Source organism: Aeromonas sp. S5(2024), from assembly GCF_041403025.1.
GTDB lineage: Bacteria > Pseudomonadota > Gammaproteobacteria > Enterobacterales > Aeromonadaceae > Aeromonas > Aeromonas hydrophila.
Map to the genome: position 1 here is coordinate 572,560 of NZ_JBGLRI010000002.1, position 26,243 is coordinate 598,802.

Below are 26,243 nucleotides of genomic sequence, written 5' to 3' on the forward strand. Positions count from 1 at the left end.
AACCACAACCTGATAAACAAGATTAACCTCATAAAATGGTGTATTTGATCGCAAATATGGGCGAAATATGTGATCATGACGGCAATTTCATCATGGCAAGTTAACAATAAAAGGTTAATCGATATACCTTTGAGACCTACTCCCTGACAGGATCCATCCCATGAGCAATGTGACCGTTGCCGACATCGCCCGCCATCTGGGGGTGTCGACTGCCACCGTCTCCATGACCCTGCGCAACAAGGGGCGCATCTCCGAGCACACCCGCCAGCGGGTACTCAGGGCCATCGACGAGCTCGGCTATGTCTACAACCAGACCGCCGCCAACCTGCGCAACAAGAGCAGCAACCAGGTCGGTCTGTTGCTGCACGACATCACCAACCCCTTCTATGCGGAGATGACGGCAGGCCTGAGCCGGGAGATGGAGCATCACGATCTGATGCTGTTTCTGGCCAACAGCGAGGAGTCGGCCACCCGGCAGCAGCAGTTCACCGACTCGCTGCAGCGCAACAACGCCGCCGGCATGGTGATCTGCGCCACCCAGACCACCCCCCGCAGCTTCTTCGAGAGCCTGCAACGCCGCCGCATGCCCACCATTCTGATCGTACGGCCGGTGCCGGACGTGGCGATCGACTTCGTCGGCACCGACAATTTCCTGGGCTGCCAGCTGGCGACCGAACACCTGCTGAAGCTGGGTCACCGCCACATCGCCTTTGTCGGGGGCAATCCTGCCTCCATCAGTCGCTCCCAGCGCCTCGGCGGCTACATGAGCAAGTTGCTCGAACACGGCATCTCCCCAAGGCCGGAGTGGATCATCGGCTGCGGCGCCAGCCGGGTGGAAGGCACCCGTGCCATCACGGCGCTGCTGGAACAGCATCCCGAGGTGACGGCGGCGGTCTGCTATCAGGACGTGGTAGCGCTCGGCGCCATTCTGGCGCTGCGCAAGCTGGGGCGGGTCATCGGTCAGGACTTTGCACTGGTGGGCTTTGACGATCTGCCGGAAACCGCGCTGGTGGACCCGCCCCTCACCACCGTCTCGGTGGCGTCGCGAGAGATCGGCCGAAAAGCCGGCGAGCTGCTGCTCGAGCGGATGGCCGGCAACGACGAACCGGCCAAGAGCATCATACTGCCCCCCACCCTGGTGGTGCGCCAATCCTGCGGCAGCCCCTAGCGGGCCGCCGCAAGCGCTGTTTCAAGTGGCTTGCCCAGCAGAAGTGACAATGCGGGGCGTGCCATCCTCCCCGGCCAGCACCCGCAGGCCAAAGCCGCGCGCTCCCAGCGCTTCGTAATCGTGGCCGGCGACGGCGGGCCAGACCGCCAGCGCCGAGAGCTGCGTCTCGCCGGTATTGATGAGTCGATGGGCCACATGGCCTGGGATATGGTGAACGCTGCCGGCAAAGACCTGCTCCAGCCGGCAGGCACCGGCCATATCCTGCAGCAGCAACAACCCCTGCCCGCACAACCCGAAGTAATATTCCGCCTGCTCGGCGCGCGCATGGAGATGACCGCGGGTCATGAAGAACTCCTGGCCGACCCGGCCCGCCTCCAGATAGGTGACCCCCATGTTGAGATCCCCCTCGCCGCCATGGCCGGGCAGCATGGCGACCCGATAGAGCCGTGTCTCGGGCGGCAGCGCCGCCTCGGCGTACGAGTCGGCAAAGAGGTCCTGCAGGTCGGCCAGGGTGGTGCTCTTTTCCACCAGCTCGGCACCACCTAACTTGCCGGTCGCAAAGTCGAGAATGGGGGGGATCATGGGGATCATCATCTGCTCCTGGGGATCGGGTTATCGGCAGGCGCAGCGGCGCCCTTCGGGGTTCCACGCTAGAGGGTTAATCTATTAACCACAAGCCAGGTTGCCCTATCCTCGTCACTTTTTGGACAATAAATTTGGGCAATAAAAAAGCGGCCCAAAGGCCGCTCTCTTGTATGGCGTGTTGCTGGCTGGTGGCTTATGCCGTGGCCAGTTTGGCCTGCTCTTCACCGCGCTTGAGCATGGCGTAGGAGACACCGGTCAGCAGCGAGCCCGCCGCAATCGCCACGATATACATCATGACGTTGCTGATGGCGTGGGGGATGAACAGCACGAACAGACCGCCGTGGGGCGCCATCAGTTCGCAGCCGAACAGCATGGAGAGCGCACCGGTCAGAGCGCCACCCACCATGCAGGCCGGGATGACCCGCATCGGATCCTTGGCGGCAAACGGAATGGCCCCCTCGGAGATGAAGCACAGACCCAGCACGAAGGAGGCCTTGCCTGCTTCCTGCTCCGCTTTGATGAACTTGGTGCGGGCCAGGAAGGTGGCGATCCCCATCCCCAGTGCCGGCACCATACCGGCGGCCATTACCGCTGCCATGGGGGCGTAGGTTTTGGAGGCCAGCAGACCGACCCCGAAGGCGTAGGCCGCCTTGTTGACCGGGCCGCCCATGTCGAAGCACATCATGGCACCGATGATGACACCCAGCAGCACGGCGTTGGCGGAGCCCATGTTGTTGAGGAAGGTGGTCATGGCATTCATGATGCCGGCCACCGGGCCACCCACCACGTAGATCATCACCAGGCCGGTAAACAGGCTGGCAAACAGCGGAATGATCAGGATAGGCTTGAGCGCTTCCAGGGTCACCGGCAGGCGCACCTTGTCGCTCAGGTACTTGGCGCTGTAACCGGCCAGGAAACCGGCCACGATGCCGCCAAGGAAACCGGCGCCCAAGGAACTTGCCAGCATGCCACCGATCATGCCGGGGGCGAGGCCCGGACGGTCAGCGATGGAGTAGGCAATGTAGCCGGCCAGCACCGGGATCATCAGGGCAAAGGCGGAGCCACCACCGATCTTCATCAGGGCCGCGGCCAGGGTACCTTCCACCTTGAACGCCTCGATCCCGAACACGAACGAGAGCGCGATGATGAGGCCGCCCGCCACCACCATGGGCAGCATGAAGGAGACCCCGGTCAGCAGGTGCTTGTAGGGGCCAGCCTTCTCTTCTTTCTTGGGTTGGCTGGCACCGCTGTGGCGATAGGTTTTCGCCTCGGTCCAGGCCTTGTCGAGCTCGGCACGGGTTTTCTTGAGCGCCGCGCCCGTGCTGGTGCGATAGACCGGCTTGCCGTCGAAACGGGCCATGTCCACCTCGATGTCGGTGGCGAGGAACACCAGATCGGCGGATGCAATCTCCTCGGCAGTCAGGGCATTCTGGGCACCGACCGAGCCTTGAGTCTCGACGCGGATCTGATGACCCAGCTGTTTGGCCATGGTCTCCAGCGCTTCTGCCGACATGAAGGTGTGGGCCACCCCGGTCGGACAGGCAGTCACCGCGACGATGCGCTTGCCAGCGGCGGCCGGTTTGGCGGCAGCATTGGCAACGGCGGAGGCGGCTTGATGGCGATAGACGCTGGCGCCGCTGGCGGCGGCGTCCAGCAAGGCGGCCGGATCCTGCAAGGCGAGATCCATGCTGCCCTGATAGACCCGCTTGCCATCATAGGCGGCGAGATCCACCGAAGCGCTGGCGACAACCAGCACCAGGTCGGCCGCGGCAATCTGCTCCTTGCTCGGTACCTGGCGGGGCTGCACGCTGGAGCCGACGTCGAGGGTGAGCTCCCAGCCAGCCAGTTTGGCCTGCTGTTCTATCCGTTTTGCAGCGAGAAAGCTGGTGGCAATGCCCGCCGGGCAAGCCGTAACCAAGATTGCTTTCATTGGGCATCTCCTGAGTTTTCCATTGAGGGGGTATGGCATTGAACCGGTGCCAGCGCATCCAGACGCTGTACGCGCACCTGTTCAAGCAAGGGGTTGAGCACACTGATATCGCTAAAGCCGACCGCCACTTGGCTGACCGCCAGCGCCGAGACGGCGGTGGCCAGCCGCAGGGTCTGCTCCGGCGCCCAGCCAAGGCTGAGACCATGGGCGAGGCCTGCCACCAGGGAATCGCCGGCTCCGACCGTGCTGACCACCTGCATGCGCGGCGGAATCGCCTGCCAGACGGCATCCGGAGCAAACCAGATCAGGCCATCGGCGCCGTTGGAGATCACCACGTTGGGGATCCCGCTGGTCTGCAGCGCGCGGGCACACTCGGCCTGCTCGCTCAAAGTCTTGATGGGGCGGCCCGCCCACTGGCTCAGCTCTTCCAGATTGGGTTTGACCAGGGTCGGTGCCGCCTTGATCCCTTCGCTTAACGCCGCGCCGCTGCAATCGAAGATCACCTGCTTGCCTCTGGCCTTGAGCAGGCGGATCAGATGGGCGCAGTAATCGGGGGTCACCCCTTTGGGCAGGCTGCCCGCCAGCACGAACCAGTCGGCGCGCGCTGCCAGTTCGTCGATGGCCTGCTCGAGAGAGCTAACTTCCTCTTGGTGGATGGTGAGCCCCGGTAGATTGAGATCGGTGACCCGGCCGGATTGCTCGGAAATCTTGACGTTGATGCGGGTGCTGCCTGCCACGCGCACAAAGTGATCGGCCAGGGCACGCTCCGTAAACAGGGAGGCAAAGCTCTGCTGGTTATCGGCGCCAAGCCAGCCGGTGACACCCACCTCGCGGCCCAAGTCCTTGAGCACCATGGCGACGTTGATCCCCTTGCCCGCCGCGCGCAGGTTGGCCTCGCTCACCAGGTTCACCTCGCCCAGACTCATCGCCTCGAGACGGGTGGTGAGATCGAGCGCCGGATTGAGGGTGATGGTCACTATGTCCATCAGTGCGCCCCCTCACCCAGCCCGGCCGCAATGGCGGCGCCTATGCCCTTGAGCGCCGCTTCGGCATCCGGGCCTTCGACGCGAAACGCCAGACGGTGCCCGCACTTGACGCCAAGGCCGATGACCTTCATCAGGCTCTTGGCGGAGACCGCCTCGCCGCTGCCATCCAGATTCGCTACCCGGATATCTGATTCAAACTCTTTGGCCACCTTGACCAGCATGGCGCCCGGACGGGCGTGCAACCCATGGGGGTTGATGATGGTGAAGGTGTCGGAAAGACCGCTGGCCGGCCCCGCTTGCAGCATGGCCAACCCCTCGCCCCCTGCCAGCGTAGCCAGCTGACCGGCAGCGGCCAGTTTGGCCAGGTTGTCGAGCTGCGCCAGATGGCCGCTATCTGCGGCGCACAGCAGCAGCAGGGCACTGACCGGTTGTTCCCCTGCGCTCAGCACACTGCTCGGGGTGGCCAGCACCCAGCCGGTCTGAGCCGCTTGTGCGCGGGCCAGCCAGATGCCCCCGCCCAGGTAGGCGGGTTCACTTGCCAGCAGGGCGCTCACCATGGCGGCATCGCCCCAGCCGGCGGATTTGGCGCGGGCGGCGGCGCCCAGCAGCAACTGGTCGCGATCGTCGGTCGGGAAGTCGGCCAGAGCCAGAAACTGCACCTCTTTGGCCGCCGTCGCACCGGTCAGGATATTGATGATGGTGTCGGCATCGGTGGCCTCTTTCAATTGCGCCGCCGCCTGCTCGTCACCCAGCACGTGGGTGAGCTGGCGCAAAATGCCCAGATGCTCGTCGGACTTGGCGGCGATGCCGATGGCGACGTAGGCGATCTGCCCCTCGTCCCACTCGATCCCCTGCGGGAACTGGGCCACTATGACGCCGGTGTTCTTCACCAGATGCCGGGTGTCGGTGGTGCCGTGGGGAATGGCGATGCCGCTGCCAAGATAGGTGGCGTGCTGCGCTTCACGCGCCAGCATGCCATCTACATATCCCGCTTCCACCAGACCGGCTTCGGTCAGTTTGCCTGCCAACAGGGCAATGGCTTCGGCCTTGGTCGCCACCGACTGCCCCAGCAGGATCTGCTGTCGCGCCAACTTCAACATAGAGATTCTCCATCAGGTGCCGGGCGGCCTGACCGTACCGGCTCATCAAACATAACCATTCGTACCACTCGCCTGCTGACAATAGACCGGATTGCATCCCTTCGCGGGTCATACCCGGTTTTTATGCCCGGCCATCGATTGTCTGCTGACAAGCTGAATCGTTTCACTTACACTCAGACTGAATCGTTTCAGCGAATTGATCAAGTACCCACAAAGAGTGCTTTTCAATGATATGATCCCGCGCACACTTTTCGGTGCCCTCACCAGGCAGTGCCCGTGGGCCTTGCAACTCAAACAGAGCCAACATGATGAAACTGGATGAAATCGCCGCCCTCGCCGGTGTCTCGCGCACCACGGCCAGCTATGTGATCAATGGCAAGGCCGACCAATACCGCATCAGCCAGGCCACCCGCGACAAGGTGATGGCGGTGGTCACCGCCCACAACTACCAGCCGGACAGCCGCGCCGCCTCCCTGCGTGGTGGCCAGACCAAGACCCTGGGCTTCATCCTGCCCGACCTGGAGAACGCCAGTTACGCCAAGCTCGCCAAACGGCTGGAGCAAGGGGCGCGAGTACAGGGTTATCAGCTGCTGATCGTCTGCTCGGAAGATGACCCCGCCACCGAAAAAGAACTGGCCGAGATGCTGGCCAGCCGCCACGTGGATGCGCTGCTGGTGGCCAGTTGCCTGCCACCCGAAGATCCCTTCTACCTCGGCCTGCAGACGCGCGGCATCCAGGTGCTCGCCATCGACCGGGCCATGGCGGCCGACAAGTTCGTCACCGTGGCCAGCGAAAACCAGAAGGCAAGCTGCGATCTCACCGCCTCCCTGCTCTCGCCGGCCATCAAGCACATCGCCCTGATCACCGCGCTGCCGGCACTCACGATCAGCCGTGAACGCAAGGCAGGCTTCGAGCAGGCCGTCGCCAGCCACAGCACGGCTTGCCATCTGTGTGAAGGGGCCCACTTCTCCCGCGCCGAGGGCTACCGCCTGATCAAGACGCTGCATCAACAGCTCGGCCAGCTGCCCCAGGCACTGGTAGCCACCTCCTACATCCTGATGGAGGGGGTGCTCGACTATCTGCTGGAACAGGAGACCGACATGAGCCGGCTGGCCATGGCCACCTTCGGCGACGATCGCCTGCTCGATTTTCTCCCCTTCGGCATCAACTCCCTGCCCCAGCAGCACGATGCCCTCGCCAGCCAGGCGCTGGATCTGGCCCTCAAGGCGATTGGCGGTGAATATCAGTGCGGGTTGCACTATGTGAGCCGTACCCTCAAACGCCGCCGCTGATACTCTCTACATCGCGCGCCGCTGCGACCCGGTTAGCAGCGGCGCGTTTTTTCACCCGTCAAAGCGCACTCCTGTCATCTTTTATTTCCACTCATTCTGTCCACCCAGTACAAAATCCGCCTTTACACGCTTGTATCCAACATTTTAATTCGCTAAGTTGGCAACCATCTTTTACAACCAGCGGATTTTTCGTAACGATGGGTTCACTCCGATATTGCTAGCCTCCGGTCTCGACCCCGGAGGCGCCTTGCCAACACCTCATATGCCTGCTGCGCACGGCGCAGTTTCTCGATTCGGATGGACACCATGAATACCAAAACCCTGGGATGTACCCTGTTGATTGCCGGCACCACCATAGGCGCCGGCATGCTGGCCCTGCCGCTGGCTTCCTCCTCTCTTGGCGGGCCCGCCACCCTGCTGCTGATGATCGGTCTCTGGGGCCTGATGGCCTTTACCGCCATGCTGCAGGTGGAAGCCAGCCTCAACACCGGCAAGTGGTACCTGCACCAGCTGGCGGATCACCTGCTCGGCCCCTGGGGCAAGCGCATTGCCTCCTTCTGCATCCTGATGCTGTTCTACTCGCTGGCCTCCGCCTACATCAGCGGCGGCAGCAGCCTGCTGGCCCAGGCGCTGGCCGATGCCGGCCTACCCCTCAGCCAGGAGCAGGCGGCCTGGGCCTTCACCCTGCTGTTTGGCGGCATGGTCTGCGTCGGCACCAAACAGGTGGATTACCTCAACCGACTGATGTTCACCGTCAAGCTGGTGATCATGGTGGCCGTCCTCGGGCTGCTGCTGCCGCGCGCCGAGGGGCAGCACCTGCTCTCCATGCCGCTCGGTCAGGGCTTGTTGCTGGCAGGCCTGCCGGTCATCTTCACCTCGTTCGGTTTTCACGGCTCCATCCCGAGCGTGATGCTCTACCTGGGGGACTGCCCCAAGCAGCTGCGCCGGGTCTTCGTGTGGGGCTCCGCCCTGCCGCTCATCCTCTACGTGCTGTGGCAAATCGCCATCCTGGGGCTGCTCGGTCAGCAATCCCTGATCCAGACCGGCGGGGCGCTGGACAGCCTGCTGGCCAACGTCGGCAATCTGGTGAGCTGGCCCGCTTTCAACCAGGCGATGCACCTGTTCGCCGATCTGGCGCTGGCCACCTCCTTCCTCGGGGTGACGCTGGGACTGTTCGACTTCATGGCCAAGGTGACCCGCCGAAAGGACAACTGGCAGGGCCGCACCCAGACCGGCATGATCACCTTCGTGCCGCCGTTGCTGTTTGCCCTCTACTTCCCGCAGGGCTTCATCATGGCGCTCGGCTACGCCGCCATCGCGCTGGCGGTGCTGGCGGTGCTGCTGCCGGTGGCCCTGGTGTGGCAGAGCCGCAAGCGGGCCGAGGCGCACCACTACCGCGCCCCGGGCGGCGTGATCGCGCTGGGCCTTGCCGGCGCCATGGGCGTGCTGATCGTCGGGGTGCAGATAAGCGTCAGCATGGGGCTGCTGCCCGCGCTCTAAGCCAGAGCCGGTATTGCATGCCCCGATAGCAAAAAAGAAAAAGCCCCGCCAACCCAGTTGGCGGGGCTTTTTCTATGCCATCGGTATATGCCATCGATATAAAGGGGTCCGCCTGCGCGGTGATCATCTCCCTGATGCATCAAACGTTCATATATGCACCATGCATCGACACCCTGTATATATATGAATAATTCTTGTACACTGATAGCAGATCGCCTTTTTGGCAACAGAACACACGCTCAATCCCGCAAGGAGCCTGACATGGTCGCAACCGCACACGTGCAACGGCAAGATGGCGCCGTTGATCCCAGCAAGGCGCTGCCAGTGGTGTTTCGCATCCTGGACAAATGGCAGTGCAACACAGATGAACAGTTGCGACTGCTCGGCATCTCTTCGCGTTCAACCTTGAACAAGTACAAAGAGTCCCACGGCGGGATCAGACTGAGTGCGGATCTGCAGGAGCGAATGAGCTACCTGCTCAACATTCACAAGAGCCTGCGGGTACTGTTCAGCGCGGACGAGAGCATCTATGGCTGGGTGCGCAAGTCCAACAGTCACCCCTTTTTCGCCGGCCGCAGCGCCATGGAGGTGATGCAGGGTGGCCGTGTGGCCGATCTCTATGAGGTCGCTACCCGCCTGCACGCCTGGCGCGGAGGCATGGCCTGATGCAGACGCCCCCACAGCGCGCATTCAAGGACGAATCAGCCTACCGGATCATCCCGAGCCGCTACCCCACCATCTGCCTCTATGAGGATGTGGCCAACGCCGACGAACTGGAGGCGGTCTGGGCCATCGAGGCACTCACCAACGACAGGCTGAGGGAAGAGGCCGGCGAGCTGACGCGAGTACCGAAAGCAGACTGGCTGGTGGGCTTGGCTGGCGGCAGCCATGTGATGGCCGCCTTCACCCACCTCAATCCGGAAGGTGCCCGCTTCACTACCGGCGATTTTGGCGGTTATTACTGCGCCCCCAGCCTCGACACCGCCATCAAGGAGACGGTCTACCACCAGGAGTGCGTCTTCGGCTACACCCGTGAACCCGCCCAGAAGGTGCAGATGCGGGTGATCCATGCCGAGTTCAGCGCCAGCCTTATCGACATTACCGGCGAGGCCTTTCTCGCCACACCGCTCTACCATGCGACCGACTACGGGTATTCCCAGGCCTTCGCCCGCGAGCAGAAAGCCCTGGATGTGGACGGCATCTGTTACCGCTCGGTGCGCCACAGCGGCCACGATTGCTACCTGCTCTATCGCCCGCGCCTGGTCAGTCGCGTTCATCAGCCCCGTCATCTGGAGTACCACTGGAACGGCAGCGCCATCGCCAACGTGCTGCAAATCACCCTCTATGGCGAGTGACGGGCACTGCCCGCCTCACTCGGCCGATTCCCGGATATAGAAAAGCCCCGCCAGAGTGGCGGGGCTTTTTACATCAACCGAGCGAGGGAGCAGGCTCCCTGGCCGCTTACTGGTTGTGGGTAGCGCGACGAGGACGACGAGCCTGAGCCGGTTTGCCGGCGCCGCCTTCCGGGCGCTGACCGCCCTGGGGCTTGGGCTTGCCACCGTTGCCGGAGCGGTTACCGCCGCCATTGCCACCGTTGGCAGAGCGACCGGCGCCCTGACGCTGACCTTGACCTTGCGGGCGCGGCGCACGGCGCTGCTCGCTCGGATCGCGCGGCTCTTTGCGAAGCGGCGCGCCGATGCCACGGGCGATGTTGTCGAGCGTCTCGCGGGAGGCTTCAAAACCGGCCACCTGCTCGCATGGGATGTTCTGCTTGGTCAGCCGCTCGATGGCCTTGATGAGCTTGCCTTCATCGGCAGCGACCAGGGAGATGGCATGACCGGCGGCGCCAGCACGGCCGGTACGGCCGATGCGGTGCACGTAGTCTTCCGCCACGTTCGGCAACTCGAAGTTGACTACCTGCGGCAGCTTGTCGATGTCCAGGCCACGGGCGGCGATGTCGGTCGCCACCAGCACCTTGACGCTGCCATCCTTGAAACCGGCCAGGGCGCGAGTACGGGCCCCCTGGCTCTTGTTGCCATGGATGGCGGCGGCGCTGACGCCGTTCTTGTCGAGGGTCTCGGCAACGCGGTTGGCCATGTGCTTGGTACGGGTGAACACCAGTACCTGCTGCCAGTTGTTGCTGGTCACCAGATGGCTCAGCAGCGCAATCTTGTTGGCCTTGTCACAGGGGTGCACCAGCTGCTCGATACGCTCGGCGGTGCTGTTGCGCGGAGCGACTTCGATCACCGCCGGGTTGTCCAGCAGGCCGGTAGCCAGCTCGCGGATCTCGTCGGCGAAGGTAGCGGAGAACAGCAGGTTCTGGCGCTTCTTCGGCAGCAGGGTCAGGATGCGGCGGATGTCGCGGATAAAGCCCATGTCGAGCATGCGATCCGCTTCGTCCAGCACCAGGATTTCCACTTCATCAAACTTGACGGCATTCTGGTTGTAGAGATCCATCAGGCGGCCCGGGCAGGCCACCAGCACGTCCAGACCACGGCGGGTGGCCATCATCTGCGGGTTGATGCTCACGCCGCCAAATACCACGTGGCTGCGGATCGGCAGGTGTTTGCCGTAGTTGCGCACGCTCTCGCCCACCTGGGCGGCCAGCTCGCGGGTCGGGGTCAGCACCAGGGCACGGATGCGATTCGGGGAGACCTTGCGCTTGCTTTCAGTCAGACGCTGCAGCATCGGCAGGGTAAAACCTGCGGTCTTGCCGGTCCCGGTCTGGGCGGCGGCCATCAGATCACGGCCAGCCAGTACCGCCGGGATCGCTTGTTGCTGAATGGGAGACGGGGTGTCGTAGCCTTGCTCGGCAACGGCACGCAACAAGGGTTCGGCCAGACCGAGGGAAGTAAAACTCATAGTTACCTGCTAGGGATAGGGGCGCCGACAATCCGGGATGGGGCTCCTCTGCTGAGCCGATGCCATCTCGCCAGACTCGGGCCTGTTGAGAACACAACGATTTCCCCGGGGAGCAGAGCAAAGGGGAAAGAATAGGGGCGCAGTCTAACGGAGTTATTGAGGAGAAACGAGAAAAATGTGACGTTCCTCCCAGCATGTTTGCCAAAAGCAGGTCACCGTCCCGCCCGGAAAAGCCGCTCAAGAACTCATTCGAATCAGGCTATGCTTGATGCCAGATAACGGCGATACCGCCGCATCCGTCCTGTACAAGGAGGTTCAGGTTCATGCGTGTTCATCTTCTGTCGGCCGCCCCAGGCTGGCTCTTGCTCTCCCTGCTGGCAGTTGGGCTCTCTCTGCCGCTGCAGGCCAAGCCCAGGCTGTCGGTGGCCTGGAGCCACTGGCCCCCGTTCAGTTACATCAATCCCCAGGGGACGCTGGATGGGTTGGATGTCACCCTGACCCGCCAGATCTTGAGTCAGGCGGGGCTGGAATCCCACTTTCGCAACCTGCCCTGGGCCAGGGCCATCCATCTGCTCGAACAGCAGCAGCTGGACGTGGCCATGGGGGCGCTCGATACGCCGGAGCGGCGCGCCTTTGCCCGCTTCTCGGCGCCCTATCGGCGCAGTACCTTCGTGCTGCTGAGCAACAACCCCATCCCGGGCCAGCGTGATCCCTGGCTGGCGGTGTCAGACCTGTCGCAGCTTTGCCAACAAAGCCAGTTGCGCCTTGGCAAGCTGCGCGGCACCCGCCCCATTCAGCTGATGGAAGCGTGTCCCGCGCTCAAGAACGCGAGCGAATACAACGCCGATGACCGGCTGGTCGATCTGCTGCTGGCCCGCCGGCTGGACGGCGTCATCATGGAGTGGCAATACGCCCGCTACCGGCTGCAACAGCTGGGGGCCGACGGCTTTATCCGCTGTCAGTTGCTGCTCCACCACCAACCGGTCAGCCTGATGTTTGCCAGCTCGGCCGTCACCGATGCGCAGCTCGCCCGAGTCAATGAGGTGATTGCCAGCCTGCCCCCACCCGGCCGTGACGTGGCACCGCCCCCCTGCCGGCTCGACAACCCGGCGGCTGAGCAGGTGACACCCAACCAATAACCCAGCACGATGAAGGCCCATGAAAAAGGCGACCCTGAGGTCGCCTTTTGACTGTGGCTGCGTCTGTACCACTCGATCAACCGAGCGGTGAGCAGGCCGATCAGCGCAGTTGCGGGGTATGCGTCAGCACGCCCTGGTTCTGGGCACGGTGGCGCAGCAGGTGATCCATCAGCACCAGTGCCAGCATCGCCTCGGCGATGGGCACGGCGCGGATGCCGACGCAAGGATCGTGACGACCCTTGGTGATCATCTCGGTGGCCTCACCCTCGGTGGTGATGGTCTTGCCAGGTACCGTGATGCTGGAGGTGGGCTTGAGCGCCATACTCACCACGATATCCTGACCCGATGAGATGCCGCCCAGAATGCCGCCCGCATGGTTGCTGGCAAAGCCGGCCGGGGTCATCTCGTCGCGGTGCTCAGAGCCTTTTTGCTCCACCACCGCGAACCCGTCACCGATCTCCACCCCTTTCACCGCATTGATGCCCATCATGGCGTGGGCGATGTCGGCGTCGAGGCGATCGAACACCGGCTCACCGAGGCCCACCGGCACATTGCTGGCGATGACTTGCACCTTGGCACCGATACTGTTGCCCTCTTTCTTCAGGTCGCGCATGTATTGATCGAGCGCTTCCAGCTTGCCCGCATCGGGGAAGAAGAAGGGATTCTGCTCGATCTGTGCCGCGTCGAAGGCTTCTGCCTTGATGGGGCCGAGCTGGGAGAGAAAACCGGTGATCTCGATGCCGTGCACCTGTTTCAGGTACTTCTTGGCAATGGCCCCCGCCGCCACCCGCATCGCGGTTTCACGGGCGGAGGAGCGACCGCCGCCGCGATAGTCGCGCTGGCCGTACTTCTGGTGATAGGTGTAATCGGCGTGGCCCGGACGGAACAAGTCCTTGATGTCGGAGTAGTCCTTGGAGCGCTGATCGGTGTTCTCGATCAAGAGCCCGATGGAGGTGCCGGTGGTCTGGCCCTCGAACACCCCGGAGAGGATCTTCACCTCGTCCGGCTCGCGGCGCGGCGTGGTGTAACGGGAGGTACCGGGCTTGCGCCGGTCCAGATCCCCCTGCAGATCCGCTTCGCTGATCTCCAGTCCCGGCGGGCAGCCGTCGACCACGGCGCCCAGCGCCAGGCCGTGACTCTCGCCGAAGGTCGTCACACGAAAGAGTTGGCCGAAACTGTTCCCTGCCATGAGTGCTCCTGCTTAGCTCTTGTAAATCGCGAAATAGTCCTGGTACTGCACCAGATCGGCACGGCTCATCACGAACACGCCGTGACCACCGTTCTCGAACTCGACCCAAGTAAAGGGCACGTCCGGGAACTGGGCTTCCAGATGGATCATGCTGTTGCCCACCTCGACCACCAGCACGCCATCCTCTTTGAGGAAGTCGGCGGCATTGGCCAGCAGACGCTTGGTGAGTTTGAGGCCGTCAGAGCCGGAGGCCAGCGCCAACTCGGGTTCGTGACGAAACTCGTCCGGCAGATCCGACATGTCTTCGGAATCCACGTAGGGTGGGTTGGAGACGATGAGATCGTACTTGTCGCCCACCGGCAGATCGCGGAACAGATCGGAGCGGATCGGGATGACCTGCTGCTCCAGCCCGTGATCGTTGATGTTGCGCTCGGCCACGTTGAGGGCATCGACGCTGATGTCGATGGCATCCACTTCGGCTTGTGGGAACTCGTGGGCCATGATGATGGCGATGCAGCCGGAGCCGGTGCACAGGTCCATGATCCGGGTCGGTTCATGCTTGAGGAAGGGAGCGAAGCGGTTGGCCACCATCTCGGCGATGGGGGAACGGGGAATGAGCACCCGCTCGTCCACGTAGAACTCCCAACCGGCATACCAGGCCTTGTTGGTCAGGTAGGCGGCCGGTACCCGCTCCTGCACGCGGCGGATGATGAGCTCGGCGATGCGGTGCCGTTCGCTGGTGGTCAGACGGGAGTGGCGCATGCCCGGATCCACGTCCGGCGGCAGATGTAGCGCGGGCAGTACCAGCTGCACGGCTTCATCCCAGGCGTTGTCGGTACCATGTCCGTAGAAGATCCCGGCGTCGTTGAAACGACTCATGGCCCAGCGCAACATGTCCTGGATGGTGTGCATCTCGGCAACCACCTCATCGATAAATATCTTGTCCAAATCCACCTCCAAGTCGAGTAATATCCGGCCCGAGAATTCTATACAGCGAGCAAGACGAGTACCTGATGAAAAAAACGCCCTCACCGACAGACGAGGAAACCCAGCTGTTCCGCGATGCGATAAAAGGTACCCGGAAAATCAAGCAAGATACCATAAGGGCCGACCTGCGCCCGGTCAAGCAGAAACGCGAACTGCGTGAGAGCCGCGAAAAGCTTGGGGTTGACCACTATTTCAGCGATGAGTACCAACCCCATCTCGAGGCCGATGGACCGACCCGTTACGTGCGCGAAGATGTGTCAAAATTCGAGCTGAAAAAGCTCAAGCGCGGCAGCTATCCGCCGGAGATCTACCTGGACCTGCACGGCATGAACCAGCAGCAGGCCAAACAGGAGCTGGCAGCCCTGCTGACCCTCTGCCAAAAAGAGAACATCCACGTCGCCTCGGTGATGCACGGCATCGGCAAACATATCCTCAAGCAGCGCATTCCGAGCTGGCTGGCCCAGCACCCCAACGTGCAAGCGTTCCATCAGGCCCCCCGCGAGTGGGGCGGCGACAGCGCCATCCTGGTGCTGCTGGATATCGAGGAGTAACGCTCCCGCCTTCTGGCATGCTCTGACGAGCAGAGCAGCATAAAAAAAACCACCGCGACCTGGCGGTGGTTTTTTTATGGACGCAGGCACCTCCCCTAACCCGCCGCTTCCACATAACGCTTGAAGTTGTCGAGGATCCCCTGCCAGCCCGCCTGCTGCTGGGCCGGGGTGTGACTCGTCTCGGCATCGAAGGTTTCCTGCACCCAGGTGCCGCCCGGCTCGCTCGCAAACTGCACATCCACCTCGCGCCCGTCATCCATCACGAACGAGAGGCGGGTCGGCGCCTCCACCCGGGTAAAGGTGCCGGTGAAATCAAAACCGGCGCTGCCATCCTTGGCGGCCATGTGATGGCAGAAACGCCCGCCCACCACCAAGTCGACCCGGCTACCGGTGGTGTGCCAGTCGCTGGAGGCCGCATTCCATCTGGCGATGCAGTCCGGATCGTTCCAGGCCCACCAGACGGCCTCTATCTCCTGCTCGATATGTGCCTCGATGCTGATCTTCATGACGCGCTCCGTGCTAGTTTGCTGTGATATGACTGGCCATGCCGGCCAGCTCGCTTGCGGATGCCAGCAAGTAAAGTCCAGCCGATGGCGCCGAGCCAGTCCATCTGGCGGGGCTCATCACCGCCAACCCAGTGGCAAGGCGTTCCTTCTGCCTGCGGGGCAAGGATCAAAAACGGCCGCACTATACTGAATATCAATACGTTATTCGCCATGGAGGTTGCATGTTCACACAGGGTTCCCATGCCGACATCAAGTCGTCTCTCGATGCCATCGGTGCCGCCGTTGCGGTGTTTTCCCTCGACGACGACGATCGCTTTACCCTGGTCTCCGCCAACGACACCTTTGCCCAGGCCTTCGAGCTGGACGTGCTCGGCAGCATCGGCAAGCGCCTGAACGAAATGTTTCCCCGCTACATCACCGGCAGCATCGAGCAGCCGATGCACGAGTGCGTGAGCCAGCAGACGGGGCTCGAGAGCGAGCTGCCCATCGACACCCTGTCGCGCACCAGTTGGTGGCGCTTTGTCATCTCCCCCATCATTCCCGAGCAGTCCCGCATCACCCGCATCATGGTCACCGCCATCGACATCACCGCCAAAAAGCAGCTGGAGGAGGCGCTCAAGATGAGCCGCAAGCGCTTCGAGGCGGTGGTCAACTCCGCCTACGACGGCATCATCAGTGTCAACAGCGAGTCGCGCATCGAACTTATCAACACCGCCGCCTGCGAGATGTTCGGGGTGGACGAAAGCTACCTCGGCAAACGGCTGGAGACCCTGCTGCCCCAGCGCTTTCGGGCCAACCACGACGGCTACTTCAAGGCCTTCAGCAACTCCCCCATCAACTCGCGCCCCATGCATGCCCGCGCCTCCGTGATGGGGCTGCGCCGCGACGGCAGCGAATTTCCGCTGGAAGTTACCATTGCCAAGATCAACCTGGGTCAGACCACCGAGATGACCGCCATCCTGCGAGATATCTCGGAGCGGGCCCGGCTGGTGGAGGAGCTCAAGGTGGCGGCCACCACGGATCCCCTCACCGGGATCGCCAACCGGCGCCGCTTCGACGAGCTGGTCAAGCTGGAGATGCAGCGCTGTCAGCGCTTCGGTCACACCATGAGCCTGCTGCTGATCGACATCGATCACTTCAAGCAGATCAACGACACCTATGGCCACCAGCAAGGGGATCAGGCCATTCTCAGCCTGGTCAGACGGGTCGCCAAACAGCTGCGGGAGGTGGACATGTTGGGCCGCTGGGGCGGCGAGGAGTTCATCGTGCTGCTGCCGGAAACCTCGCTGGAGCTGGCCTGGGCCAGTGCGGAGCGGATCCGCCTCGCCGTCGAGTCGCAGTTGCATCAGCTGGGCGCAGGCACCGAGGTGCCGCTCACCATCAGCATCGGCATCAGTGCCAGCCTGGGCCCGCAGGATACGGTGGAACGCATGGTGCGCCGGGCCGATACCGCTCTTTATCTGGCCAAGAAACAGGGGCGCAACTGCTCAAGGAAGGCACTGCCAGACTCCCCCTGACAGGCAATACGCGTCAGGCCTGAGAAACACTTATCAGGCCTGGCGCTTCTGGCTCAATTCAAGGCCGCGACGCCATGTTCACTGCCCGGCCGGGCAAAGAAACCCAGAGGCCCGCCAGCGTCGCCACATGCCAGCGACACCTCCAGCACGGCCCCGTTGGCCAGCTGCCACTCGAAGAAGTCGTCAAATCCCGCCACGGTCAGCGCTCGGATCACCTTGGCCACCACGCCGTGCGCCACCAGCAACACCCGTTCCTGACGGCCGCTCTGCGCCAGTTCCGCCAGTCCCTGCCCGACCCGGGCAATGACTGCGTCCAGCGACTCGCCGCCAGGTGGCGCCTCGGCCCAGCGCCGGGTGATGTTGCGTGCCCACAGCGCAGGGTAACGCTGCCTCGCCTCTTGCTGGGTCAGTCCCTCGAACACCCCGACATGGCGCTCACGAAAAGCGGGGACGAGCGTCACCGGCAACCCCAGCTCGTCCGCCACCAGGGCCGCGCTTTGCCGTGCCCGCAGCAAGGGGGAGCTCAGCAGCCGCTGAAACGGAGCCTGCGCCAAGGCCAGCGCCCTTGCCTGCGATCTGATCTGGGCCACCCCGGTGTCACTCAGACCGATATCCAGCGCCCCCTGATAGCGCCCCTCGGCATTGGCCGGGGTGTGCCCGTGGCGCATCACCACCAGTTGCATTGTCTGTTCCTTTGATTGCGGCCGATGCTCGCACTGCCCGTTCTCACGGCTTGGGGGCAAACTGCTCGAACACCTGCTGACCGGTCAGGGTCGGTGTCTCGTTTTTCAGCTCGTAGAAGTCCGGCTTTTCATCGATGAAGATCTGGCTCGCCAGCTGGAAGGATTCGCTCTGAAACAGGCCGGCCGGCACTATGTACTCATCCGTCGGCAACAGGTGATAGAAAAGGTGGGTACCGCAGGTGGGGCAAAATCCTCGCTCAGCCCACTCCGAGGAGCGATAGGCCACCGGGGTCAGCCCGCGAAAGCGCACCTCTTTGCCACAGTGCACCGCAAACAGGGGGCCGCCTGACCAGCGCCGACAGGTGCTGCAGTGACACAGCCCCACCTCCTGGTGATCGCCGGCCGAGACCTCAATCCCGCCGCACAGACAATGTCCCTTCATCACTCCTCCTTGCGCCTTGTTGTCGCTTGCCGTCGCTGACGTGACCGCGCCATTGCAGCCACTGCCGGATCCGATGAGTACCATGTTGTATCCTCGTCGGCCACCGCCCCCATCACAAAACCGGCTGCTAGATGACTCACGAGGCCGGCAGCCAGCGCTCCTGCAATGCAATCCGGTTGCCTTCCAAGTCCTGAAACTCGGCCACCTTGATGCCCTCCCCGACCTGTGTCACCGGGTAGAGCAGTCTGGCTCCGGCCGCCTGGGCCGTCGCCATCACCCGCTCAATCTCGCTGACCGCGAGATAGATCCGCGTGCCGTCGATACTGGGCACATAGCTCTCCCCTTTGGCCAAGGCGCCGGAGCAACCCTCCACCTCTTCCATCAGCGGGAACAGCGCCATCTCGTTGCCATCAATCTGGGTCAATTCAAACTCGATGCCAAACACACGGCGGTAAAACGCCGTGGCACGCGCCATATCCGTCACCGGGATTTCAAAATGCATGGCAATATTGAACATGAAGTCTCCTCTGATTTTCACTCATCGGCACAGTGATACCTCATTGCGGGGTGACGGCCAATGCTTTTTAACCGCTGGATATGCCTGCTTCGATAAAAATGAATATTCTGACGATGGGTGCCTGGCGAAAAAAAGGAGGCAGAGCAATAACACCTGACAGTCACCAATGCCGGCCATAACAAATACTGTCTGATGGCACACAGCCCAGATCAAAAACAGGGCCGGAGCGATATTTTTGACTAACCATGCCACCCTCATCCATTGTTGCTGGATATTTTTATCACCGAGCACTCTTATACGCCGATAAACATCCAGCACCGCACCCTACCCCATCCAATTAGACACTGGTTTTATTTCACAAGGCAGGATATCGAAAAGGGGGACAATATGTCCCCCCGACTTGGCAAGAGAGGTGTGAACCATTGCCGAGTTTATTGATTAAGCCGCTTTACGCTATTTCGCCGGCACCAGCACCCAGGGATCGCCCTTGCCCGGTTCATTGCCCTGGGTCCACCACTTGGCCTGATAGATGGCGCCCTTATAGCTCACCTTGTTGCCCGCCGTATAGACCTTGCTGGCGCTCCAGGCGGCCACATCGCCCACGGGGGGATCGGTCGGGTCAACCGGCGCAGGATCCAGTTTGGCCACTACCCGCACCTTGGGCCAGTTGGCGTGGGAGCCGTAGAAGTTGGTCACGCACTTCTCGTAATCCCCCGGCACCAGTGCCGAGTAGGCGGTCTGGAACCCCACCAGCTCACATTCGAACGAGTAGCCGCCCGGCCGATCCGGATAATATTTCCAGTTACCATCCCAGTTGGTGTAGAGCACGTCGGTGGCACCGTTGAGGTTGAGGCTGCCATAGGGGGTCTGTTGCCAGCAGGTGTTCTTCTCGTCGGCCTTGACGGGGATCTGATAGTGCTGGGCGAGCCCTTCCCAGTAGCGGATGCGGTTGACCGGCTGTCCCTTGTTCTTGTTCTGCTCGCCGCACTCGATGCCGCCATTGATAACGTTGATGGTGGTACCAAAGCCGTAGCCGATACCGGCGGCGATCTCGCGCTGGGAGGGCACCCAGGTGCGATCAATCACGTGCAGCATGGCGGGTTTGGGTGCCTGCGGGGTCAGGAAGAACCAGATGGCGGAGGCGAGGTTGAGCCAGGAGTCGGCCACCAGCCCGGGGTTGTTCAGCAGCACGGACGCATCGCCGTCAAACATCGCCTCGGAGAAAGCGCCGTAGTTGAAGTGATAGGAGAGCTGCTTGGCGCCGCGGCCGAAATAACCCTGGCCTGTGCTGCAGGGCCACTTCTTGTTCTGCCAGTCGTTCTGGCCACAGCCGGTGGTGTAGCCGGTCTGCCCCTCCGACCAGCCCATCTCGCGCACGTGCACCAGCGCCTGCTGCCACTCCTCCAGCGCCTGCGGGTTGTCGGAAATATTCTCCTTGGCGATGTGGCCACCGGTCTCCTGGGCGAAATGGGCAAAGGCGGTGATGATGGATTTTTTGCAGATGGCATCGGCATCGCGGCCATCGGTATATTCGCCGCAAAAAGCCGGGAATTTCCCGACCGCCCGCAAGAAGCGCTCATAGGTATATTCCGGCGCCGCCATCTGGGTTAAATAATCCCAATCCGATTCGGTGAATACCCGCTCGACCCGTTTGACGTTATCCGGATTGCTGGCCGCCCTTGGCTTGATGGCATCGACAATGGTATTGGAACGTGTCGCCAATGCCTTTGCCCAAATCCCGTACATGGGATTGGCCGTCTTGGTTTTTTCAACCGCAGCCAGATCCGGGGCGGCAATGACATATCCACCGGCATTTTGCGGGTCGGGTTGAATATTCATGGCATAACTTGGCAATGCGCAGGCAGCCGCAACCAGCCAGGCACAATGTGTAGGCTTGAACATAACAGACAGTCCTTGTGTCAGAATAACGTCGGGATAAGAGTCGCCTCGAGAATAATCCTCCCGGCCACTAAATTCACGATGAAAATTAAGAATATTGCCGGAACTGTGAGCCAATTCACTCTGCCGGTTGGCGGGCATAAAATGGATTGTGAATCGATGTGATGACGAGCCTTTCGGCTATATGAAAATAAACCGAAGAAAAATGAGAAAAGAGCGGTCACGCCGCTCTTTCAACGACACGCTCCCATCAACGGGAAGCACCAAAGGACAAACCGCACTGCGCTGTAACAGGCCCCGCCGCGACGAGGCCCGCCACTTATCCGTACCGTGCTCGCACCGCGCGGATCAGGATATTGCGGGGGGTCATGGGCTTGTCGCAAAACTCGCCCACCTCCACCCGGTAGCCCTGCTCTTGCAGGAAGAGGGCGCGATCCAGCACCAGCCAGAGTTCCAGCGGGCGACGAAACAGGTGACGCACCAGCTCCATGCGGGCGACATCGCCATAGCGCGCCTCCCCTTTTGCCAGAAACCCGGCGTAGTCGAGGCCAGCCGGCAACACCAGCCCCTTTCGTTCGGCGGCCCAGCCACAGAAATCCTCGAAGGTGCCGGTCAGCAGGCTCTTTTGCATGTTGGGCACCGGCAGATACTCATCCACCCCGCGCACCTGGCGCTGCAGGCAGTCAAAGGCCAGCCGCCAGGCCACCTCCTGCTCACGCAGGCGGGCGATGCGGGCGCCGCCGGTGACCGTCTCCTGCAGCGGCAACTTCAGATCGCTCTTGGCAAGCTGCAGCACACTGGCCTTGGCCGGGCCGGAAAGCGGGCGGTAGTGGCTGGTGCGGATCAGGTGATAACAGCAGGGGGAGAGGGTCACCCCCTCGGCACCGCGCGCCGCCACCTGTTCAATCAGATGGGTGTGCAGCTCGCCGCAGGCGTGCAGCGCCATGGCGTGATGGGCCGGTGCGATCAGCTGGGCGGTCTCATCGGCGAAAGCATCGGCACAGACAAATGCCATCCGGGCACCGTCGCGAGCGGCCAGCTGGCGCCCCTCTTCGCACAGTGGCGCCTGTAGCTCCAGGCTCAGCACCTCGGCTTGACGGTGCAGGGAGACCAGCCGCCCCAGGTGTCCCTTGCCCGCACACCACTCCAGATAGGGGCCGCGATGCACGGGCAGACAGGCAGTGAAGGCTTCAATCTGGGCCTGCTTGCGCCCCGGCATGTACATCGCCATGGTCCGCTCGCACGGGATGGGCTCGGCCGTCAGGGTCGGCAGCGCGCTCAGGGCATGCAGCGCTGAGCCCTGCGGGATCCAGGGGGCCAGCAGCTCGCACAGGGCAGGCATGTCGCCATCGAGCCGTTCAATCTCGGCCAGCGACAGGGCATTGAGCCGCTCAGCCAGTGCCGGCGCCGCCTTGGCAAAGGCCAGGTCCAGGTGGTGGTAGGGTTGGTATTGCCACCAGTGCCGGGCTTCGCTCAGCAGTCGATCCAGTTGTTGAAAACGTTGAGCCAGCACGCGCGCCCCTGTTCTGCCGTCAAAATGGAGGCTCATTCTAGCGATCCCGCTTCAAAAAGCACTCTCATCTATGCTGCTCCATCACAGCTGTCCCGCAGTCCTCCTGCGCCAACAGGTCCCCTTGATGTTCCCGATGGTCGGCAGCGGGCCAGCGACCGGGCTTAGCCTGACAAAGAGCGGGGTTTTGTGGTATATTCCGCCCCTTCATTATCTTGGCCTGCCCATCGCGGGCCATTTTACCAACGTGAATGGAACCAAAACATGACCATCAATGCCATCCTGCAAGCGCGCGCGGGCGCCAAGTGTGAACTGTGCGGTGCCGAACAGGCGCTGACTGCCTTCGCGGTCCCCCACTCTCCGGCCAGCGATGATGATCACAGCGTTGCCCTGTGCGACACCTGCCGTGGCCAGCTGGAGCAGCCGGCAACCACAGTGGTCAACCACTGGCGTTGCCTGGGCGACAGCATGTGGAGCCAGGTACCTGCGGTACAGGTCATGGCGTGGCGCCAGTTGAAGAACCTCTCCACTCAAGGCGAGGTCTGGGCCCAGGACATGCTGGACATGATGTACATGGAAGACGAGACCAAGGCCTGGGCCGAAGCGGGCATGGCCAGCGATGATGACGACAGCGTGCCCACCGTTGACTCCAACGGCGCCGTATTGGTCGAAGGTGACTCGGTGACCCTGATCAAGGATCTGGACGTCAAGGGCGCGGGCTTCACCGCCAAGCGCGGCACCCTGGTGAAGGGCATCCGCCTCACCAACAACCCGCTGCACATCGAAGGCAAGGTCAACGGCGTGCAGATCGTGCTGGTCGCCGCCTACCTGAAAAAGGCCTGATCGCCCTCAGCCCTGCTAGCAAGAGCGCCCCGCGGGGCGCTTTTTTTGTGCCTGCCGATAACACTACCTCCCCCCTGTTCTGGCTTAGAACCGTCGCGACACAAGGCTCTACGCCGGCATACTGCCTGCCGTTATTTTGAGCGAAAAGTTGGTGTCATCAGCAACCCTGTGGCACACTGGCGTTTCATGGACTGACCTACCCCCAACACCGCAAGTGTCATCACTGCAAAAGGAGCACGCCAGATGGCCAAAGTCAGCAAGAAAGAGATCAAGCAGAAGATTGCCGCCCGCCTTGAGAAAATTGCCAAGCACGAGAGCAAGATCAAGAAGCTGAAGAAAGCCCTGAAATAAGGGCCGGCAGCATAAAAAAACCGCCTGATGGCGGTTTTTTTATGGCGATATCAGTCGTAAACCCCATCCAGTGGCCATGCTTGCCATCCCCTCGCCAGTACCAATACCTCCTGCTCCAGCCACCAACCCTGCCTGATCAGATGCATAAGCGTCTCTGCCAGCGGATTGCCATGCCCGCCGGGCAGCGAGGCTACCCACTAGCCTTCTCGCCAAGAACCGTCGGCGCGTCACTGGCAAACTCGGGGCAAACGGCGCAAGCTGGTTGTCATACAGCCGCCCCGCTGCCGGGTGGGAGCCGGCCGGCGATACCTTCAGAGGGGCTTTCATGACGCAACCAACAGCACCGCAACCCGCCTCCTCCTGGCATCTTGCGGATATTCGCGAGCTGACCCGGCTGTTCATTCAGGTCCTACCTGCGACGATACAGCTCACCGAAGCCGTCCATCAGGCGGTATTGAGCGGCATGGGCTTCAAGGGGCGGGAGGAAGGAAAGACGGCGGGGATCACCGGGCTGGTTTACAAGGGAATATATGGCGCGGCCAGCGCACTGGGCAGCGGCATCCATGCCTTGCTTGCCCGTCTGCCGCCAGCCCCGCCTTTGCAGCAAATACCCGACACGCCCAGCCGCGCCGCCCTGCTCGCCACCCTCAATGGCGTGATGGGGGACAAGCTGGTCGAGAGTCACAATGCCCTGGCCACCCCCATGACCCTGCGTTATCTCGGCAAGCCCTTGAGCTGGCAGACCCTGCCGGCGCCACTGCCCCCTCGCGGGCGGGTGCTGCTGATGGTGCACGGGCTGTGCATGAACGATCTGCAGTGGCAGACCCGGCATCAGGATGCGCCGGTCAATCACGGGGAGATGCTGGCCGAGGCACTGGGTTACGTCCCCATCTATGTGCGCTACAACTCGGGCCTCTCCATCGTGCAGAACGGTCACGCACTGGCCCGTCAGCTTGAACAACTGGCGACCCACTGGCCCGGCGGCCTTGGCGAGATCAGCGTGCTGGCCTACAGCATGGGCGGGCTGGTGATCCGCAGCGCCTGTCACAGCGCCGACCTGGCCGCCCATGCCTGGCCGGCTCACCTTAAAAACCTGCTGTTTCTCGGCACGCCCCATCATGGCGCACCGCTCGAATCTGCTGGCCACTGGCTGGAGCAACTGCTGCCGGCGACTGCCTACAGCGAGCCGTTCATCAGGCTGGCGCAGTTGCGCAGCGTCGGCATCAAGGATCTGCGCCACGGCAAGGTGATGGACTCATCCCCTGCCCGGAATTCCCCTTCTTCCCCCTTGGCCGATCCTCGCGCCCCCTTGCCCCTGCCCGTCGGAGTCCGCTGTTTTGCCATTGCGGCCACCACGGCGGCCAAACGCAGCGTGTTGGCAGATCGGTTGATTGGTGATGGTCTGGTGCCCCTGCGCAGTGCCCTTGGCCTGCATGACGAGGCGCGCCACCAGCTGGCCTTTCTCCCCGCCCATACCATGATTGCCTATCGCACCAGCCACATGGCGCTGCTCGGCAGCCCGCAGGTGGCTCGTCAGCTGCTGCACTGGCTACAGAGCGATCGCCAGGAGCAGAGCCCGGCTGGGGAGCACGACCCACAATAGGCCAAAACGACCATTTAAGTTTGCCTCGACATAAAGTAAAAACCGCCAGCTGGCGGTTTTTTCATTGTCTGGTGATCACATCAGGCGGGCGCGGCCAAATACCCGGATTGAGCTGCCGGGTTCGGGGGGGATCTCGGCATGCAGGTGCGACGCCATCCCCATATCCTCCCCTTGAAAGAGATCGATGATGCCGCCGTGAGGCCAGTGCAGATCCCGCAGGTAACCGGCAAAGGCCGCAGTGGCGGCGCCGGTGGCGGGATCTTCATACACGCCGCCATAGGCAAAGGGGTTGCGGGTATGAAACAGCTGCTCGCGGGCGGCATACGCCAGCAAGATGGTCACCAGCCCCTCTTGCTGCATCAGGATCCGCCCCTCGGCCATCTGGTAGTGCATGGCCGCCAGGGCGGCGCGACTGTTGAGCGCCAGCACCAGATGATCGGCGCCGCCATGAATGAGGGCCGGTGGAATGCGGGGATCCAGATCTGCCTGGGTATAACCAAACAGCGCCAGCGCGGCGCTCACCAGTTTGGCCGGGGCTGGTTTGCTGTGGGTGGGGGGCGATTGCAGCGCCGCCTGCCACTCCCCTTCCCCATCCAGCCAGCTCGATACCGAGATGGTGGCCTGATTGAGTTGCAGTTGATACTCGCCGGCGCCAACCCGGCGGGCCAGCGCCACCCCGAGGGCAATGGTGGCGTGCCCACAAAACGGCACCTCGGCGGCAGGAGAGAAATAGCGAACTCGCCACTGCCGCGGGCCAGCCTGCTCATCCACCGGCGTTGCGGGCGTGGGCAAGGGCGCGGCGAACGCGGTCTCCGAAAAGCCCACTTCGGCGGCGATGCGCTGCATCTCTTCGACACCGGGCAGCTGCGGCCCCAGCCAGACCCCGGCCGGATTGCCGCCCTTGGCACCGGTGGAGAAGGCGGCAATGCGCACCAACTCGGATTCCCACTCACGCTCTGTCATGGCTCGCTCCTGACTGTCGCCGAAATGATTGGCCTGCACTTGCCGCAGACCGTTTTCCATAAGATAGCGAGCCCGCCGCGGCCGGTAAATTAAATGGTGCGCGGGTGCCGCTTGGGCGCC

The 26,243-nt window shown here is 62.5% G+C and carries 24 protein-coding genes; 10 read left to right on the forward strand and 14 right to left on the reverse strand.

Going from position 1 to position 26,243, the window contains the following annotated elements; translation table 11 throughout:
* Window positions 1-160 precede the first annotated feature (160 nt).
* Window positions 161-1,168 carry a LacI family DNA-binding transcriptional regulator gene (locus tag ACB032_RS06375; protein ID WP_016350646.1) on the forward strand — a complete coding sequence of 336 codons (1,008 nt, stop codon included), beginning with the start codon at window positions 161-163 and terminating at the stop codon, window positions 1,166-1,168.
* 21 nt (window positions 1,169-1,189) lie between these two features.
* Here the strand turns inward: ACB032_RS06375 and ACB032_RS06380 are convergent, their stop codons facing one another.
* The 4 genes from ACB032_RS06380 to fruB form a co-directional block, all read right to left on the reverse strand.
* Window positions 1,190-1,759: a glucose-6-phosphate isomerase family protein gene (locus tag ACB032_RS06380; protein WP_371137580.1), complete on the reverse strand. Its 570-nt coding sequence runs from the start codon at window positions 1,757-1,759 to the stop codon at window positions 1,190-1,192.
* A gap of 187 nt (window positions 1,760-1,946) precedes the next feature.
* Window positions 1,947-3,683, reverse strand: coding sequence for a PTS fructose-like transporter subunit IIB (locus ACB032_RS06385; protein ID WP_371137581.1), 1,737 nt, complete (start codon window positions 3,681-3,683; stop codon window positions 1,947-1,949).
* Window positions 3,680-4,669, reverse strand: a complete 990-nt coding sequence (gene pfkB / locus ACB032_RS06390) for a 1-phosphofructokinase (RefSeq protein WP_371137582.1) — start codon at window positions 4,667-4,669, stop codon at window positions 3,680-3,682. The genes ACB032_RS06385 and pfkB overlap by 4 nt, the downstream gene beginning before the upstream one ends.
* Window positions 4,669-5,769: a fused PTS fructose transporter subunit IIA/HPr protein gene (fruB, locus tag ACB032_RS06395; RefSeq protein WP_371137583.1), complete on the reverse strand. Its 1,101-nt coding sequence runs from the start codon at window positions 5,767-5,769 to the stop codon at window positions 4,669-4,671. The genes pfkB and fruB overlap by 1 nt, the downstream gene beginning before the upstream one ends.
* 305 nt (window positions 5,770-6,074) lie before the next feature.
* Here fruB and cra point away from each other — a divergent pair, with 305 nt between their 5' ends.
* From cra to ACB032_RS06415, 4 genes are all read left to right on the forward strand, one after another.
* Entirely contained in the window at window positions 6,075-7,061 is a 987-nt protein-coding gene (gene cra, locus ACB032_RS06400; protein ID WP_029300974.1) for a catabolite repressor/activator, read from the forward strand.
* A 306-nt stretch (window positions 7,062-7,367) separates the two neighbouring features.
* Window positions 7,368-8,561: an aromatic amino acid transport family protein gene (locus ACB032_RS06405; protein ID WP_371137584.1), complete on the forward strand. Its 1,194-nt coding sequence runs from the start codon at window positions 7,368-7,370 to the stop codon at window positions 8,559-8,561.
* Between the two features lie 261 nt (window positions 8,562-8,822).
* A complete protein-coding gene (locus ACB032_RS06410) occupies window positions 8,823-9,227 on the forward strand; it encodes an antitoxin Xre-like helix-turn-helix domain-containing protein (protein WP_016350639.1) in 405 nt (134 codons plus the stop codon).
* On the forward strand, window positions 9,227-9,916 hold the full coding sequence (locus ACB032_RS06415) for an RES family NAD+ phosphorylase (RefSeq protein ID WP_371137585.1): 690 nt from the start codon (window positions 9,227-9,229) through the stop codon (window positions 9,914-9,916). Before ACB032_RS06410 ends, ACB032_RS06415 begins: the two co-directional genes overlap by 1 nt.
* 106 nt (window positions 9,917-10,022) lie before the next feature.
* Here the strand turns inward: ACB032_RS06415 and ACB032_RS06420 are convergent, their stop codons facing one another.
* Window positions 10,023-11,423, reverse strand: coding sequence for a DEAD/DEAH box helicase (locus tag ACB032_RS06420; protein ID WP_371137586.1), 1,401 nt, complete (start codon window positions 11,421-11,423; stop codon window positions 10,023-10,025).
* 323 nt (window positions 11,424-11,746) lie between these two features.
* Here ACB032_RS06420 and ACB032_RS06425 point away from each other — a divergent pair, with 323 nt between their 5' ends.
* A complete protein-coding gene (locus ACB032_RS06425) occupies window positions 11,747-12,562 on the forward strand; it encodes a substrate-binding periplasmic protein (protein WP_371137587.1) in 816 nt (271 codons plus the stop codon).
* Between the two features lie 100 nt (window positions 12,563-12,662).
* Here ACB032_RS06425 and aroC read toward each other — a convergent pair whose 3' ends face one another.
* Entirely contained in the window at window positions 12,663-13,751 is a 1,089-nt protein-coding gene (gene aroC, locus ACB032_RS06430; protein WP_371137588.1) for a chorismate synthase, read from the reverse strand.
* A gap of 12 nt (window positions 13,752-13,763) precedes the next feature.
* Window positions 13,764-14,699 (reverse strand): 50S ribosomal protein L3 N(5)-glutamine methyltransferase, encoded by a 936-nt coding sequence (gene prmB / locus ACB032_RS06435; RefSeq protein WP_024945276.1) that lies wholly within the window; start codon window positions 14,697-14,699, stop codon window positions 13,764-13,766.
* 65 nt (window positions 14,700-14,764) lie between these two features.
* Here prmB and smrB point away from each other — a divergent pair, with 65 nt between their 5' ends.
* Complete coding sequence (gene smrB / locus ACB032_RS06440) at window positions 14,765-15,289, forward strand: endonuclease SmrB (protein ID WP_011706199.1); 525 nt, start codon at window positions 14,765-14,767, stop codon at window positions 15,287-15,289.
* 95 nt (window positions 15,290-15,384) lie between these two features.
* On the opposite strand, the gene ACB032_RS06445 is transcribed toward smrB, so the two are convergent.
* Window positions 15,385-15,795, reverse strand: a complete 411-nt coding sequence (locus ACB032_RS06445) for an SRPBCC family protein (protein WP_011706200.1) — start codon at window positions 15,793-15,795, stop codon at window positions 15,385-15,387.
* Window positions 15,796-16,016: 221 nt separating this feature from the next.
* Between ACB032_RS06445 and ACB032_RS06450 the strand changes: the two genes are divergently transcribed.
* Window positions 16,017-17,312 carry a diguanylate cyclase gene (locus ACB032_RS06450; protein ID WP_043161635.1) on the forward strand — a complete coding sequence of 432 codons (1,296 nt, stop codon included), beginning with the start codon at window positions 16,017-16,019 and terminating at the stop codon, window positions 17,310-17,312.
* Between the two features lie 53 nt (window positions 17,313-17,365).
* Here ACB032_RS06450 and ACB032_RS06455 read toward each other — a convergent pair whose 3' ends face one another.
* The 5 genes from ACB032_RS06455 to ACB032_RS06475 all read right to left on the reverse strand — a co-directional run bounded on the left by ACB032_RS06455 (window position 17,366) and on the right by ACB032_RS06475 (window position 22,402).
* A complete protein-coding gene (locus ACB032_RS06455) occupies window positions 17,366-17,995 on the reverse strand; it encodes a histidine phosphatase family protein (protein WP_223949862.1) in 630 nt (209 codons plus the stop codon).
* A 43-nt stretch (window positions 17,996-18,038) separates the two neighbouring features.
* Window positions 18,039-18,437, reverse strand: coding sequence for a GFA family protein (locus tag ACB032_RS06460; protein WP_039215002.1), 399 nt, complete (start codon window positions 18,435-18,437; stop codon window positions 18,039-18,041).
* 136 nt (window positions 18,438-18,573) lie between these two features.
* Window positions 18,574-18,954 (reverse strand): VOC family protein, encoded by a 381-nt coding sequence (locus ACB032_RS06465; RefSeq protein WP_139393719.1) that lies wholly within the window; start codon window positions 18,952-18,954, stop codon window positions 18,574-18,576.
* Between the two features lie 453 nt (window positions 18,955-19,407).
* Window positions 19,408-20,856 carry a chitinase gene (locus ACB032_RS06470; RefSeq protein ID WP_371137589.1) on the reverse strand — a complete coding sequence of 483 codons (1,449 nt, stop codon included), beginning with the start codon at window positions 20,854-20,856 and terminating at the stop codon, window positions 19,408-19,410.
* A 316-nt stretch (window positions 20,857-21,172) separates the two neighbouring features.
* A complete protein-coding gene (locus ACB032_RS06475; RefSeq protein ID WP_371137590.1) occupies window positions 21,173-22,402 on the reverse strand; it encodes a methyltransferase in 1,230 nt (409 codons plus the stop codon).
* Window positions 22,403-22,627: 225 nt separating this feature from the next.
* Here ACB032_RS06475 and ACB032_RS06480 point away from each other — a divergent pair, with 225 nt between their 5' ends.
* Together ACB032_RS06480 and ACB032_RS06485 are read left to right on the forward strand one after the other, a co-directional pair.
* Window positions 22,628-23,206: an alkylphosphonate utilization protein gene (locus ACB032_RS06480; protein ID WP_043122718.1), complete on the forward strand. Its 579-nt coding sequence runs from the start codon at window positions 22,628-22,630 to the stop codon at window positions 23,204-23,206.
* A 676-nt stretch (window positions 23,207-23,882) separates the two neighbouring features.
* A complete protein-coding gene (locus ACB032_RS06485) occupies window positions 23,883-25,160 on the forward strand; it encodes an esterase/lipase family protein (RefSeq protein WP_371137591.1) in 1,278 nt (425 codons plus the stop codon).
* A gap of 75 nt (window positions 25,161-25,235) precedes the next feature.
* Here ACB032_RS06485 and ACB032_RS06490 read toward each other — a convergent pair whose 3' ends face one another.
* Window positions 25,236-26,123: a PhzF family phenazine biosynthesis protein gene (locus ACB032_RS06490; protein ID WP_371137592.1), complete on the reverse strand. Its 888-nt coding sequence runs from the start codon at window positions 26,121-26,123 to the stop codon at window positions 25,236-25,238.
* Between the last annotated feature and the right edge of the window lie 120 nt (window positions 26,124-26,243).